The sequence below is a fragment of the uncultured Maricaulis sp. genome, from assembly GCF_905480005.1.
GTDB lineage: Bacteria > Pseudomonadota > Alphaproteobacteria > Caulobacterales > Maricaulaceae > Maricaulis.
In genome coordinates this window covers 1-14,317 of record NZ_CAJQOO010000002.1, presented here as the reverse complement: position 1 = coordinate 14,317, position 14,317 = coordinate 1, and the positions used below count along the sequence as shown (strand labels likewise).

General features: G+C 65.0%; 11 protein-coding genes. 4 read left to right on the top strand and 7 right to left on the bottom strand.

What is annotated here, in order from left to right; all coding sequences use genetic code 11:
* The first annotated feature begins 9 nt into the window (after positions 1–9).
* Together recN and ligA are read left to right on the top strand one after the other, a co-directional pair.
* On the top strand, positions 10–1,707 hold the full coding sequence (recN, locus tag QZ266_RS00175; protein ID WP_295690470.1) for a DNA repair protein RecN: 1,698 nt from the start codon (positions 10–12) through the stop codon (positions 1,705–1,707).
* Positions 1,708–1,743: 36 nt separating this feature from the next.
* Positions 1,744–3,849 carry an NAD-dependent DNA ligase LigA gene (gene ligA / locus QZ266_RS00170; RefSeq protein WP_295690467.1) on the top strand — a complete coding sequence of 702 codons (2,106 nt, stop codon included), beginning with the start codon at positions 1,744–1,746 and terminating at the stop codon, positions 3,847–3,849.
* 14 nt (positions 3,850–3,863) lie between these two features.
* On the opposite strand, the gene QZ266_RS00165 is transcribed toward ligA, so the two are convergent.
* From QZ266_RS00165 to QZ266_RS00155, 3 genes are read right to left on the bottom strand one after another with little or no spacing between them, the layout of a single operon-like run.
* The gene (locus QZ266_RS00165) at positions 3,864–5,669 is read right to left on the bottom strand and encodes an ATP-binding protein (protein ID WP_295690465.1); all 1,806 of its coding nucleotides are present in this window, start codon (positions 5,667–5,669) and stop codon (positions 3,864–3,866) included.
* 47 nt (positions 5,670–5,716) lie between these two features.
* The gene (locus QZ266_RS00160) at positions 5,717–6,247 is read right to left on the bottom strand and encodes a hypothetical protein (RefSeq protein ID WP_295690462.1); all 531 of its coding nucleotides are present in this window, start codon (positions 6,245–6,247) and stop codon (positions 5,717–5,719) included.
* Positions 6,247–8,085 (bottom strand): aminopeptidase P family protein, encoded by a 1,839-nt coding sequence (locus QZ266_RS00155; RefSeq protein WP_295690461.1) that lies wholly within the window; start codon positions 8,083–8,085, stop codon positions 6,247–6,249. The genes QZ266_RS00160 and QZ266_RS00155 overlap by 1 nt, the downstream gene beginning before the upstream one ends.
* Before the next feature lie 191 nt (positions 8,086–8,276).
* Between QZ266_RS00155 and QZ266_RS00150 the strand changes: the two genes are divergently transcribed.
* Complete coding sequence (locus QZ266_RS00150) at positions 8,277–8,438, top strand: hypothetical protein (protein WP_295690458.1); 162 nt, start codon at positions 8,277–8,279, stop codon at positions 8,436–8,438.
* On the opposite strand, the gene QZ266_RS00145 is transcribed toward QZ266_RS00150, so the two are convergent.
* Positions 8,439–9,917, bottom strand: a complete 1,479-nt coding sequence (locus tag QZ266_RS00145) for a LytTR family DNA-binding domain-containing protein (RefSeq protein ID WP_295690457.1) — start codon at positions 9,915–9,917, stop codon at positions 8,439–8,441. It lies immediately after the preceding gene.
* A gap of 82 nt (positions 9,918–9,999) precedes the next feature.
* Here QZ266_RS00145 and QZ266_RS00140 point away from each other — a divergent pair, with 82 nt between their 5' ends.
* Positions 10,000–11,040: a serine hydrolase gene (locus tag QZ266_RS00140; RefSeq protein ID WP_295690455.1), complete on the top strand. Its 1,041-nt coding sequence runs from the start codon at positions 10,000–10,002 to the stop codon at positions 11,038–11,040.
* A 4-nt stretch (positions 11,041–11,044) separates the two neighbouring features.
* On the opposite strand, the gene QZ266_RS00135 is transcribed toward QZ266_RS00140, so the two are convergent.
* The 3 genes from QZ266_RS00135 to QZ266_RS00125 form a co-directional block, all read right to left on the bottom strand.
* On the bottom strand, positions 11,045–11,908 hold the full coding sequence (locus QZ266_RS00135) for a 50S ribosomal protein L11 methyltransferase (RefSeq protein ID WP_295690453.1): 864 nt from the start codon (positions 11,906–11,908) through the stop codon (positions 11,045–11,047).
* Positions 11,909–12,177: 269 nt separating this feature from the next.
* Entirely contained in the window at positions 12,178–13,122 is a 945-nt protein-coding gene (locus QZ266_RS00130) for an alpha/beta hydrolase (RefSeq protein ID WP_295690450.1), read from the bottom strand.
* A 386-nt stretch (positions 13,123–13,508) separates the two neighbouring features.
* Entirely contained in the window at positions 13,509–14,159 is a 651-nt protein-coding gene (locus QZ266_RS00125; RefSeq protein ID WP_295690446.1) for a hypothetical protein, read from the bottom strand.
* Between the last annotated feature and the right edge of the window lie 158 nt (positions 14,160–14,317).

Here is a 14,317-nt window from a genome sequence, read left to right as displayed (position 1 = left end):
ACGCGCTGAATGCTGCTCTCCCTCTCTATTCGCAATGTCGTCCTGATCGATGCGCTTGATGCTGCGTTCGATGGTGGATTGTGCGCGCTGACGGGCGAGACCGGTGCGGGCAAATCAATCCTGCTCGGCGCCTTGGGACTTGCTGCCGGCGAGCGCGCTGACCGCGCGCAGGTCCGCAGCGGAGCGGATGAGGCCCAGGCGATCGCCGAATTCGACCTGCCGACCGGACATCCCGCCTGGCAGGTGATCGAGGAGGCCGGTCTGACCGTCGAGCCGGGCGAGCCGCTTATCCTGCGTCGCCGCTTGGGCGAAGACGGACGCTCGCGCGCACACGTCAATGACCAGCCCGCCAGTATCGGCCTCTTGCGGGGCCTGGGTGATGTACTGGTGGAAGTTCATGGCCAGCATGACGGGCGTGGTCTGATGGATCCGCGGACCCACCGGACCTATCTCGACAGTTTCGCCGGCCATGACAGCCAGCTCGCCAATTGCCGCAAGGCCTGGCGCCGCCTCAGTGATGCGCAGCGCAAGCTGGACGATCTGGTCGCTGCCAACCAGGCTTCGGACAGCGAGCAGGATTTCCTGCGCCATGCCATCGAGGAGCTGGACCGTCTGGATCCGCGTCCGGGTGAAGAAGCCGGGCTCTCCGAAGAGCGCCAGTTCCTGCAGGGTGCCGAGCGGGCGCTGGGCGATCTTCAGGACGCCCAGCAGGCCCTGGCCGGCGAGGGTGGGGGGCTGGAGTCCCGTCTCAACGCCGCCCTGCGGGGTCTGGAGCGCGTTCGTGATCATATTGGGGCTGGTGGCGGTAATGCCGGTACCGCCCTGGAGCGAGCCTCCACGGCGATTGACCGCGCCCTGATTGAGTTCACGGAAGCCGAGGGGGCGCTGGCCGATGCAGCCCAGGCCTTCGATGTCGAGCCGGGGCGGCTGAACGAGGTCGAGGAACGTCTCTTTGCCCTGCGTGGCGTCGCTCGCAAGCACCATGTCGCACCCGACGATCTCGCCGAGCTGCATGGCCAGCTCACCGGCCAGCTCGACGGGATCGAGAATGCGTCCGACCGTATTGCCGAGGCCAAGTCGGCGGTGACGGCAGCGCGCGCGCGCTATGATGATGCCGCGCATGCGCTGAGCCGCAGCCGCGAGAAGGCCGGCAAGACCCTGTCTGCGGCGGTCGCAAGTGAGTTGCCGCCGCTGAAAATGGACAAGGCCCGCTTCCGGGTCGCGCTCAATTCCGATGATGCCAAGGCCGGGCCGGACGGCCGCGATCATGTTGTCTTTGAAGTGGCCACCAATCCGGGCTCGCCCTTCGGCGCGCTCGACAAGATTGCCTCGGGCGGCGAGCTGTCGCGTTTCGGTCTGGCCCTGAAAGTGGCCCTGGCCGGCGAGGATGACGGGCTGGTCCTGGTCTTCGACGAGGTCGACCAGGGTGTCGGCGGCGCGGTGGCCGATGCGGTTGGCCGGCGTCTGAAACGCCTGGCCGCGAGCGGTCAGACGCTGGTTGTCACCCACTCGCCCCAGGTCGCAGCCCTGGCCGACCATCACTGGCAGATCGTCAAGACCGATGATGGCAAGGGCGGTGTTCGGACCACGCTGGTCAAGCTGGACGGCGAAGCCCGGCGTGAGGAAATTGCCCGCATGCTTTCGGGCGCTGACATTACTGACGCCGCACGGGCCCAGGCCGATGCCCTGATGGCCGTCGAGGCGTAAACTGCACGTCCCGACTGATTCCGCAGGGCAGGACTGATGAGCGCACTCAAGGATGTCGACCAGCTGACCGAGAAGGAAGCGCGCACGGAACATGCGCGCCTCGCACGCGAGATCGCCGGTCACGACAAGGCCTATTACCAGAATGATGCGCCGAAAATCTCGGACGCCGCCTATGATGCCCTGCGCCAGAAGGTGGAGGCGATCGAGGTGCGCTTCCCCGCCCTGATTGATTTGCTCAGCCCGACCCAGAAAGTCGGCGCGGCACCGTCGGGCAAGTTCGGTGAGATCCGGCACGCCGTGCCCATGCTCTCCCTCGGCAATGCTTTCAAGGATGAGGATGTTGCCGATTTCGTCGGTCGCATCCGGCGCTTTCTCGGATTGGCAGCGGATGAGATGGTCGCCGTGACGGCCGAGCCGAAGATCGACGGGCTGTCGGCCAGTCTGCGCTATGAGAAGGGCAAGCTGGTCCATGGTGCCACGCGCGGGGATGGTCAGTCCGGCGAGGATGTGACGCAGAATCTGCGCACGCTCGACGACATCCCCGAGACCCTGCCGCCCGGCGACTGGCCCGACGTGGTCGAGGTGCGCGGCGAGGTCTACATGTCCCATGCCGATTTCGCGGCCCTCAATGAACGTCAGGCCGAGGCCGGCAAGGACGCCTACAAGAATCCCCGTAATGCGGCCGCCGGATCATTGCGCCAGATCGACCCGACAATGACGGCCCAGCGCCCCCTGAAATTCTTTGCCTATGCCTGGGGTGACGTCTCGGAGCCGCTCTCGGAGACGCAGATGGGTGCGGTCCGGCGTCTGGGCGCCATGGGCTTTCCCATCAATGATCTCATGCAGCGCTGTGACAGTGTTGAGGCGCTGATCGCGGTCTATCGCGATATCGAGGCTCGCCGGGCCGGGCTGGGCTATGATATTGACGGCGTCGTCTACAAGGTCGACCGGCTCGACTGGCAGGCGCGCCTCGGTTTTGTCGCCCGGGCACCGCGCTGGGCCATCGCCCACAAATTCCCGGCCGAGCAGGCGACCACAAGGCTGGAAGCGATCGATATCCAGGTCGGCCGGACCGGCGCGCTCACCCCTGTCGCCCGCCTGATGCCGGTCACGGTGGGGGGCGTCGTGGTGACCAATGCCACCCTGCACAATCAGGACGAGATCGAGCGCAAGGACATCCGGGTCGGCGATATGGTTGTCATCCAGCGCGCGGGCGATGTCATTCCCCAGGTCGTGCGCGTTGTCGATGCAGATCGTGCCGGTCGCTCGGCAGCCTTTGACTTTCCCACGGACTGTCCGGTCTGCGGCAGCCGGGCCGTGCGCGAGCATGACGAGAAATCCGGCAAGCTGGACGCCATTCGCCGCTGTACCGGCGGCTTGATCTGCGGCGCCCAGCTCAAGGAAAGGCTGAAGCATTTCGTCTCGCGCAAGGCCTTCGATATTGAAGGTCTCGGCACCAAGCAGATCGAGGCCTTCCACGAGGAGGGGCTGATGACCGAACCGGCCGCCATCTTCACCCTCAAGGCGCGCAATGAGGCCGGTGAGATCGTCCCGCCCTTGCAGGAGCGCGAGGGTTTCGGTGAGACCTCGATCCGCAATCTCTTCGCCTCGATCGAGGAACGCCGGACCATCGCGCTTGCACGCTTCTTGAATGCGCTGGGCATTCGTCATGTCGGGGAGAACACCTCGGCCCTGTTTGCCCGGACCTATGGCAGCTGGGCCAGTTTCCGTGCCGCCGCCGAAAACCTGGCCGACGACGCCGTGCGTGCCGACATGCTGGGTATAGACGGGATCGGCAATGCGGCGGTCGAGGCCCTCGACCAGTATTTCACCGAGGCCCACAATCGCGAGCTTCTGGACCGTCTCGTCGAGCAGCTCACCATCGAGGACGCCGAGGCGGTCGCCAATGACAGCCCGGTCGCCGGCAAGACGGTCGTCTTCACCGGCGCGCTGGAGCGCATGACCCGCGACGAAGCCAAGGCCAAGGCCCAATCGCTCGGCGCCAAGGTCGCCGGCTCGGTATCGGGCAAGACGGATTACCTGGTGGCAGGGCCCGGCGCCGGTTCAAAGGCCAGGAAGGCGGCTGACCTGGGCGTCACCACACTCACCGAGGATGAGTGGTTTGAGCTGATCGGGGCCTAGCTTGCCGGGCGCGATCAGCCTGTGCGACTTGCCTGTTCGTCTGCAACCGCATCGCTTTGCCACGCCGTCACCACCGCTTGCAGGGCATCGATCGATGTCGGCTTGGGAAGGATGTGATCGAACAGGCCGGCGGGCAGGATGCGGGCGCTCTGATCGGCTTCCAGCGCGGATACCGCGATGATGGCAATGTCCCGGTCCGGATGCGCGTCGCGGATGCGACGGGCGGCGGTCGCCCCATCCATCTCCGGCATCTGGATATCCATGAAGATGAGATCGTGACGGTGCTGGCCGGTCAGGTCGATCGCGGCCTGGCCTGAGTTCGCGATATCAATGGTCAGATCGGCGCCGGAGAACACCTGCTCCAGCAGGGCGCGCAAAACGATGTGATTGGTGGCGACATCATCGACCGACAGGATGCGGATGGCGCCGGCGTGGTCGACCCGTTCAGTCCGGTCAGCTGCCGTCACTTGGTCCGCCGGTCCGGCAGAGGCCTGCCCCGGCGCCAGCGGCAGGGTCAGGCTGAAGCAGCTTCCGCCGCCCGGATTGGCGCGAAGGCGGAGCTCGCCCCCCATCAGACGGGCCAGCTGTCGGCTGATCGACAGACCGAGCCCTGTGCCGCCATAGCGTCGCGTGATCGAGGCGTCGGCCTGGTGAAAGGCCTCGAAAATCGTGTCCCGCTTCGCCTCGGGCACGCCGGTGCCGGTATCGATGACCTCAAGCGTTGTGAGCCAGTCATCCCCATCAGGCGCCTGGCTGAGCTGAATCGTGACATGGCCGAACTCAGTGAATTTGAGCGCGTTGGAGACCAGATTGTTGAGGATCTGGCGCAGGCGCAATGGATCACCCTTGACGTCGGCGAGCTGTATGCCGTCGAGGTCTACATGAAGATCCAGCCCGCGGCTCTCGGCCTCGGGGCGCCAGCTCGCTGCCGTCATCTCGATGACCTGGAGAAGATTGAAGTCGACCTTTTCGGCGACGACCTGTCCGGTCTCTATCTTGGACTGGTCGAGAATTTCATTGAGCAGTTCCAGCAGGGTCTGGCCGCTATCGCGGATCAGGTCGAGACGTTCTGCCTGGTCCGGTGCCAGACCGCCGACCCGATGCATCACATCGGCCATGCCGAGAACGCCATTGAGGGGCGTGCGGACCTCATGGCCGACATTGGCCAGGAATTCGCTCTTGGCGCGCTGGGCCGACTGGCTCTCGGCGAGGGCAGCGGCGAGGTCGTCATTGGCCCGGCGCAGCTGTCGGGCCGCGACGTCCTGCACCGAGTTGAAGACCGCGGCGAGACTGAGCAGCCAGATGCAGCTGAGGCCGAGCGCGAGTGTCAGGGCGCCGAACGGGTAGGGATTGGGATTGTCAAACCCCGCCGAGAGCGCGAGTACGGCTCCGAAGGCGAGGCTGAAGGCCGGGACAGTGACGATGAGGCTGCGCGGCCCCCAGAACTGGTAAAAGCCGAGCAGGACGCAGGGCGTATAGGCAAATGCCGGCGGCACGTCGCCGCGATTTCCATAGATCGCGCCAGCGTAGAGAGCTGCGGTCAGCACACCCAGCATGATCATTGTGATCGATGGTCGACGCAGCCAAGCGCCCAATAACCCGCACGCGGCGAACCCGGCCGCACCCAGGAGGCCAAGCTCGACCATTCCGGCACGGCCGTTCTCGGTCAGCGCGAGCACCGTCACATTGACGATCGCGATCAGTCCCATCATGCCGGAGAAGGCAACAGCCAGTCGCGCGCGCAAGGTCTGTTGCAGATCGGTCGATCCGTCGCAGCCGAGAAAGCGATCGATGGGGGTCCACAGGCTCAGTGTCTTCACTCCGGAAATCGCCTCGATTATTGGCTTCTGGAGTTAATAAAACCTGCCTAGTCAATCCGCCGATAGACACCGTCGATCGGCATGTTTTCGCCCATCGCATCGGCATAGCTCAGCATGACGCCAACCAGCCGGTCCCAGTCGTCGACCCGGCAATAGCCGCGTTCTTCCTCGTGCTCGGTAACGTCATAACGCGCCAGCACGACGGCTTCGACATTGCGGCATTCCGGCGCGTGATAGGTGGCCACCCCGCCCGGGAAAACACGCATCAGGCCATAGCTCCAATTCTCTTCATCGCGCCTCTGGGCAATGTAGAGACCATCCGCGATTTGCTTCAGCCGGACCCCGTGATGCGGGAAGCTGTCATCATCGGAGACATAGCGGGCCCAGCTGCGCTCGATCTCGCCGGTCCAGGCCGGGCGATCGAAGGGCGTGACGCCATCGGTCAGATAGGGCGTATGGCTGTAGACCCCTTCCTCGAGCGGGAAGTCGGCCTGACCACGCGAAATCAGGGCATCCTCGGAATAAAAGCAGCCGCCCAGAAAGGCGGCTGCCATGAGGATGAAGACAGGTACCCGCACTAGGGCGTGGCTCCCGCAATCGGCTCGGTCGCCTTGATCAGCCAGTCCGCGACCTCGCCATCGACCAGAGACAGGACGCGCTCACGCACACGGGCGTGATAACTGTCCAGCCAGCTGATCTCGTCGGCGGTGAGCAGATGCGTGTCGATCAGCCCCTTGTGGATCGGGGCCATGGTCACGGTCTCAAAACCCAGCATTGCGCGCTCGCCACCGGGAATCTCCGCGGCGTCGGTGACGACTTGCAAATTCTCGATCCGGATGCCGAACCCGTCTTCCTTGTAGTAGCCCGGCTCATTGGACAGGATCATGCCCGGCTCCAGCGCGACGGCATTGGGCGCCTTGGAAATCCGCTGCGGACCTTCGTGCACGCCGAGGAAGCTGCCTACGCCGTGGCCGGTGCCGTGGTCATAGTCAAAGCCGGCCTGCCACAGCGGGAAGCGGGCGAGAATGTCGAGCTGGGTCCCGGTCGTGCCGACGGGGAAGCGGACCATGGACAGGGCGATATGGCCCTTGAGGACGCGGGTATATTGCGCCTTCATCTCGGCCGTCGGATCGCCAATCGGCACAGTCCGGGTGATGTCCGTTGTGCCGTCCGGATACTGTCCGCCACTATCGACCAGAAAGAGAGAGCCCGGTGCAAGCTTGAGGTTGGAGGCTTCCGACACACGATAGTGGGCGAAGGCCGCATTGCCCTGGGCGCCGGAGATCGTGTCGAAGGACAGATCCCGCAACTCCGGCAATTCCTTGCGCAGGGCTTCCAGTTTCTGCGCGGCCTGGATCTCGTCGACCTCACCGGACTGGGCTTCGGTGTCGAGCCAGTGCAGGAAGCGGGTGATCGCGCCGCCGTCGCGGATATGGGCCTGGCGCGAGCCTTCCACTTCAGCAGAATTCTTTGCGGCCTTGGGACGCATGACCGGGTCTTCCAGCGACTGCACCTCGGCGCCGCCGGATTTCAGCGTCTCGAAGACCCAGGCCGAAGCCGTGGTCGGGTCGACGCGGACCGTTTTTCCTTCAAGCTCGGACAGGCCGGCCCCGAATTCGCTCTCCGGCCGCACCGCGATCTCATTGCCCAGATGGGAGCGGGTCTCGTCAGTCAGCTTGTCCGGCTCGACGAAGAAGGTCGCGCTGCCATCCTTGTGGATCAGGGCGGCGGACAGCGGCAGGGGCGAGCGGGAGACATCGCCGCCACGCACATTGAAGAGCCAGGCGATCGACGGCGGTGCCGTGATCACGGCGACGTCGGCGCCGCCGCGTTCGATTGCAATACCGATGCGCTGGCGCTTGGAGGCATGATCTTCGCCGGCGAACTCGATCGGGTGGGGAATAATGTCGGCTTTCGGCGCGGCCGGACGATCGGTCCACGCGTCGTCGATCGGATTGGTGTCGACCGAGACCAGCTCGACGCCAGCGCGCATGGCGGCGGTTTCCAGCAGATCCAGTGCGGCCGGGCTGTGCAGGCGCGCGTCATAGCCGATTTTCTCACCCTTGCGGCCCTGTTCCTCGATCCAGCCGTAAAGGCCCTGGCCAACCAGATCACACTGGTCGAACAGGCTGGTGTCGGTCTGCTGCCGACCCTGCGCCGTGTACCGGCCATCAACCAGGAGTGCGGCCCGGTCGAGCATGACGATCGCGGCACCGGCAGAGCCGGAGAAACCGGTTGCCCACAGGAGCCGCTCATTGCAGTCCGGCAGGTATTCATTGTCATACTCATCCTCATGCGGGATGAGGAAACCGTCCAGGCCAAGCGTGGTCAGCGCGGCGCGCAGCTTGGGCAGGTTCTCGCGGCCAAAATGCGGGCCGCCCTTAACGTCGAAAGTCTGGGAAATCATCTGGGTCATGGCGCGCAAGGTAGGCGCGTCGCGGGGGCGGTTCAATGCTTGTCAGCGGAGGGGTGAGCGGGGTCCACACCTGACCTTGCGCATGGCTTGTTTGTGATGCCATGCATTTGCGCAGCTCAGGCTTGCGGAAGCGGTGCTTCGCAGCGGCGAAAATCCATGGCTAAAGCGCGGGGAATTCAAAGGAGTTTCCCATGCTGTACGGGATTGATGACTGGCGCGCCATGAACGCCAACGACATGCTCAATCGCTCGATGGAGCGCAATCGTTCGCGCAGTGGAATCCGCGCCTTGCCGCGCACCAATGACGTCAATGCTTTCCTTGCCAGCTTCGGCCTCAAGGGCAAGCGCGCCTGATCAGGCGTTTCGGCCGGCCAGGCGTTCACGCAGGTCGGCCACTTCGCGGCGACTGACCGGCACCGATGCGCCGGTCTTGAGTTCGAGCTGGTAGCGACTGCCGACCTCGCTGGTCAGCGCCTCGACCTGGTGCAGATTGACCGCGTGTGAGCGGTGCACGCGGACGAAGTCGGCCGGCAACAGGTCGAGCAGCGCGCTCAGATTGCGATTGTCCAGATGAGTCGCGCCGCCGCGCATATGCACTTCGGTGTAATTGCCGGCTGCCGCGAGATGGACAATGTCCGGACAGGACAGGCGTGTCAGGCGTCCGGTTGATTGCAGGGCGAGAATGGCAGGCGCCGCCGCCGGTGCGGGTTGGAGAAAGTCCGGCCAGCGAATGGCGGGCAGGGCCAGCAATCCCAGTACCAGGGCGTAAATGCCGCGATCGATCAGGTCCGACGGCAGCAGGAGCGCATAGGCGGGAATGATCGCCAGCCCGATCGCGAGAGTCCGGGCAGGGCCATCGCCGCGCCAGGCCATCCAGAGAATGGTCGAGCCCGCCAGACAGGCAGTGACGGTGGCAGACTTGGCGTCATAGCCGGTCATCGCGAAAACGCCGATCAGCGCGACCAACCCTGTCATACCCATCCAGATGGCTGCCGACCGCCCCGGCGCCGCCCAGCGCTGCTGGGCAAAACGCAACAGGGCAAGCCCGAATAGGGCGAGGCCGATGAGACTGACCGCCTGGCGCGGCTGGTGCCAGTCATAGGGATAGTTGATCATCGACCGGGTAATTTCCGCCAGACCGGCGATTGTCAGTCCGGCCAGGGCAAGCGCCAGCCAGAGGCCGCGGCCATCGCCAATCCTCCGGGACCGCAGGGCGAAAGCAAGGCCGAGCGCGACCAGACCGGCACCGAGAATGGCCAGCGGAAGATAATAGCGAACCGGTCGTCTGGTCTCGGCGCTGTAAGGCATGACGAAAAGAGACTGGACCAGGCTGTAGGGCGTGTAGCCGGCACGATGACTGGACAGGCGCATGACGAGCTGGTTGCCATCGGGCTGGATCAAGCGGGCCGGAACTGCGAACAGGCTGTCGATCGGGCCGGCGGTCTCGCGTGTGGCGTCTAGGCCGGGCTGCCCCTTCTCACCGATCAGTTCACCATTGAACCAGAGTGTTGCCGAAAACGGGCCGGATGTGCTGATGGCGGGCGGCGGTCCATCCTGTGAGATCGGTACGTCATCCCAGACCAGCCAGCCGGCCGTCCCGGGGCGCTCAATGCTGCGATAGGCGACCCTCTGCCCGTCTGCCGGGCTGGCGAGAAGGCGCTCCAGTCCGACATCGACATCGAAATAGCGAACCGTCTCCGGCATGCGCGCGTCGATCCGCGGCTGCGGCGCGGTCAAAAGGAAAAGGAGCGCGAGCAATGCAAGGCCGACACTTTCGAGGCCGGCGCGCCGATCTGCCATTGTCTTGAGCCATCCAGCCATGAGGTGAGCCATTCATCCTTTTCCGGTGGGCGAGGCCCTGATTGCCCGGCATGAGCGCCTCTTGCCGGGGGGCAAGTCAACAACAGGAATGCAGATGCTGACGATTGGAAGTTTTCTCACCGCAAGTGCCGGAGCCGCAAGTCTCTGGCTGAGTGTGACCGGCCAGGTTGCGACCCCGACTGTCGCCGACCAGGCCCAAGCCGCCTTCGAACCGCTCGCCGCCACCTATCCGGCGCTCAACGCCACGGTGATGGTCGCCGGCGAGATCGTCTGGGAAGCGGAAGCGGGCTGGGAGCGCGACGATGCCGACGGCGTCGACCATGACTATAATTTCTACTCAGTGGCCAAGATGCTGACCGCGCTGGCCTATGCGCGGCTCGAGCAGACCCGCGGGCTCGACCTCGAAACCCCGGTTCGCCAGGTCGATCCGGACCTGCCTGCGCATTATGAGGCCGTCACGCTCCGTGACCTGCTCGAGCACCGCGCCGGTGTGCGTCACTATTCCTCGCGAGAGGACTGGATCAGCTTTTCGGACCGGCGCTGTGACACGCCAGCCGATGCGCTGGGGCACTTCATCGACGCCCCGCTCTCCCCGCTCGCGGAAGGAGAGATGGCCTATACGACATATGGCTATGTTCTGCTCAGTCATCTGCTTGTCCGGTTGACCGAGACCGACAGTTTTGACGCGGCGATGCTGGCTGCGCTCGGCGGGAATTACCGGGCCCGGCGTGATTCAGAAGAAGCCGAGAAGGCGACCAACTGGGTCGATCTCGGCGAGGGGCCGCAACGGATTGAGGGCCTGTCCGCCGAGTGCAAATTCGGGGCGGGGGGCCTCCTGGCCAGTGCGCGTGATCTTGCCGCGATGGGCGATGCGCTGGCAGCAGGCGAGCTCGTTGACCTGGACAGCTGGAGCGATCTGCCCGGTCCCTGGGCGGGGCATTCCGAGCGGGCTGACCTGCACTATGCCGCCCATTCCGGAGGCTCGCCGGGCGGACGCTCTTTCCTCATCGTCTATGTTGAACCGCAAGTCTCGGTCGCGCTGACGGGCAATGCCGACAGCGAAAACCTGCAGACGCTTTCGATTGAGCTGGCTGATTTGTTCGCCGGTCTCGACAACGCGGCGACAGAGGACTAGCCGCTCAGGCCGCCTTGCTGGCGATCAGCGTCTCCCAGCCTTCCAGTGGCGGCTGGCGGTGGACGCTGAGGCCGGCGGCCTCATAGGCGGCCCGGACCCAGGCTTCCTGTTCGGTCAGCAGGCCGGACAGGATGACCTTGCCGCCGGGTGCCAGGATGTCTGCGACGCCCGGAGCCAGTTCGACCAGCGGACCGGCGAGGATATTGGCGAAGATCAACTCGAACTGGCGCCCGGCCAGCTTGGGGTGGTCGAGGCCTTCCGCGACAAAACAGTCAATGCCGGGCGTGGTGTTCTTCGTGCAGTTCTCGGCGCTTTCCTCGACCGCTTCCGGGTCGATATCGGATGCGAGGATTTCGGCGTCTGGCAGGGCTTTCGCGGCGGCGATGGCGAGCACCGCCGTGCCACAGCCCAGATCGAAGACCGTCCCGGGTTCCGCGCCGGCATCCAGCATCTCCGAAAAGGCGATCAGGCAGCCGCGCGTGGTGCCGTGATGGCCGGTGCCAAACGCCGGACCGGCTTCGATCTCGATTCCGATCTGCCCGGCTTCCACCGCGTCACGGTCATGGGCGCCGAAGAGGGTGAAACGGCCGGCATCCACCGGTTTGAGACCCTGCAGGGACAGCCGCACCCAGTCTTCTTCCGGCAGTGGCCCGAACTCGACCGGGATGTCCTCGCTGATCCCCGAGGCGGCGCGGAAGGCGGCTTCATCGGGCATGGACTGGAAGAGCACGTCCAGGCGGGCCGTCGGGCCTTCCTCGAAGATCGCCCAGCTCAGCGCGACCGGCGGATAGGCCTCGTCGAGACGTTCGACGACATCCGCCAGCGTGGCAAAATCGGACAGGGCAGTCAGGCGCCAAAGCGTGGTCATGGGCGGTCTCCGGATCAGGCGGCGGGTGTGGACGCTGACGCGGCGGAAATCAAGCGGGGAAGGGTGTGCGATCGGGCGGAAATTGCGAGCGATAGCTCGAGAGGAGACCTTGATTGTCTTGCCGGGAGATCGCCGCATGGGTTCATTCGTGTCAAGGCGCATGCCCGCTTCGCGGCGCCGAAGGCGGCCTTGACGCGAATGAACCCATGCGGCCTGCTGGCTGGCATGACAAGTAAGGATGGGTGGGGGCGAGGCCCCGCTTGTCACGCTTACTCCACCTCCAGCGCCTCGATGAGTACCACCCGGATGTCCTGCCACGCCGGAGCCGTCGGATCGATCAGTTCGAAATGGCCGGCCGCGGGCAGCGCAACATGCCGGACACTGTCACCGCGCTCGGCGGCGAGAAGCGTGTAGCGCGCGCCCAAAACCGGCGGGACGATCGGGTCGAGTTCTCCGGAGATGATCACCTGGTCCACCGCGATACCCGCCATCGAACCCGGCGAGACCTGGGCCATCAATTCGCGCGTCTGGCCCTCGACCGGGCCAATGAGATTGTCCACCGTGTCCGGCTCGCCGCAGCGACCCGGCCCGTGGGCGCGGTAATCAGCGAGGTCATTGATCCCGGCCAGAGTGACGACCGCGTCCGGCAGGAGCGGATCGGCCCGCCAGGACGGACTGCTCTCGGGCAGGCTGCCTCGCGCCGCCGCCCACAGGGCCAGATGCCCGCCGGCGGAGTGTCCGGTGACGACCAGACGGTCGAGATCGAGCGGATAGTCCTCCGCGACCACACGCAAATGATCCATCCCGTCGGCGATATCCTCGAACGTGCCCGGCCAGCCGCCCGTCTCATGCCCGATCCGGGCGTATTCCAGGTTCCACACGGCGATCCCGTGATCGCGCAGATCGGCGGCGACATAATCCTGCAGGATCGTGCCGGGGATCTGCGACAGCCAGCACCCGCCATGCACCATGGCCACGACCGGGAAGGGCCCCGCGCCCTCGGGCAGCCACAACTCACCAAATTCCAGCTCGCCCTCGCCAAAGGCAAGGCGCGCCGTCGCCGTCTCGCGGGGACGATCGAGGAGTTCATTCCAGGCAATCGGTCGGGCCTCGGCATGCGGATCGGTGAAGCCGGGCGCGGGGGCCTCGGGCTGACAGGCGGCGAGGGCAGTCATGGCCGCAAGGAGGACAGAAAGGCGATGCAGACGGAACATGGCGGCTCACAGGGTGGCTGGAGTGACCAACTTTCCGCGAAACGGGTGTTTTGTCATCGGGCGAGCTGAGGATTTCTTCCCCGCGTGCGGGGACGTGGATTGCCGAGACCGAAGACCTGTAAACGGGTACGCTTGAAACGGCGTCCTCTCCACGTAACCACCGTCATCCCCCGGATGAGCGCTGCGCGCTCCCCGTGGGATGACGGAGTGTGAGGGGTGTCCAATGCATAAAAGGCCCTTTCCCTTGATGGGGAAGGTGCCCCGGAATGAATCCGGGGCGAAAGGGGTGAAACACGTCAGCGTTCTGCCATTGACCACCCATCAACCACTCCGTCTCGCCGCCGTGCGGCGATCCACCTCGCCTTGTCTGGGCGAGGACCTGGTGGTCAGTACCGTTCGTCGTCGGGCACACTCGCGTAGTCGAACAGGAAGTGTCCCAGCTCGCGCAAGGCGCCGCCGGGTGACCAGGCATCGTGCAGGCAGTAGGTGTCCGACCCGGAGCTTTCGAATATCCATTGCGCACCATCCTCGCCGCCATCGACCTGCCGTGTCGCGGCGCAGATGTCGGCTTCCTGCAAGCGAGCAAGGAAGGATGCCGTCGCGGCATCGTCTAGTAAAACAACGTCATGACGGGCCAATTGACCAGGATCATAGCCGCCAGCACCGTCCGCCTCACGCCACTCCAGCCTGGCCTGTCGCGCCTGCGCGTCGACGAACACACGAAAGCTCATCGGATGATGGAAGCTACGTAGCCAGGTCAGACGAAACTCCGTGCCGCGAGCGGGCGAGGGCAGGGGGCGTTCATCAAGCGCCGAAAGCTGGTGCGTGTACCAAGTGCAGGTCTGCCGATCATCAAACCCGTCAACAGGAAAATGAGCTTCGAAACTCGAGCTGTCCGGTGCTACCGGCACCATCCGTCCATTGGCATCCGGTTCACTCCAGACTCCGTAGGACAGCCCTTCGCAGACGCGGCGCTCCATCGGCAGCGACCATTCCTCGACGGCTAGCAGGCCCAGCGCGACCGCAAAACTGATCACCTCACCCGCCCCCCTAAGGCAGATCCCGCAGGAAATTCTCCACCACCTTCTTCTCGCCGGCCTTGTCGAATTTCACGGTGTATTTCGAGCCATCGGCCTTTTTCACCGTGCCGTAGCCGAACTTGTCGTGGAAGACGCGGTCGCCGGCGCGCCAGGTG

Coding starts and splice junctions, on each gene's coding strand:
- QZ266_RS00135 (WP_295690453.1), bottom strand. CDS start 11,908: ATGACCACGCTTTGGCGCCTGACTGCCCTGTCCGATTTTGCCACGCTG.
- QZ266_RS00145 (WP_295690457.1), bottom strand. CDS start 9,917: ATGGCTCACCTCATGGCTGGATGGCTCAAGACAATGGCAGATCGGCGC.
- QZ266_RS00130 (WP_295690450.1), bottom strand. CDS start 13,122: ATGTTCCGTCTGCATCGCCTTTCTGTCCTCCTTGCGGCCATGACTGCC.
- recN (WP_295690470.1), top strand. CDS start 10: ATGCTGCTCTCCCTCTCTATTCGCAATGTCGTCCTGATCGATGCGCTT.
- QZ266_RS00155 (WP_295690461.1), bottom strand. CDS start 8,085: ATGACCCAGATGATTTCCCAGACTTTCGACGTTAAGGGCGGCCCGCAT.
- QZ266_RS00150 (WP_295690458.1), top strand. CDS start 8,277: ATGCTGTACGGGATTGATGACTGGCGCGCCATGAACGCCAACGACATG.
- QZ266_RS00140 (WP_295690455.1), top strand. CDS start 10,000: ATGCTGACGATTGGAAGTTTTCTCACCGCAAGTGCCGGAGCCGCAAGT.
- ligA (WP_295690467.1), top strand. CDS start 1,744: ATGAGCGCACTCAAGGATGTCGACCAGCTGACCGAGAAGGAAGCGCGC.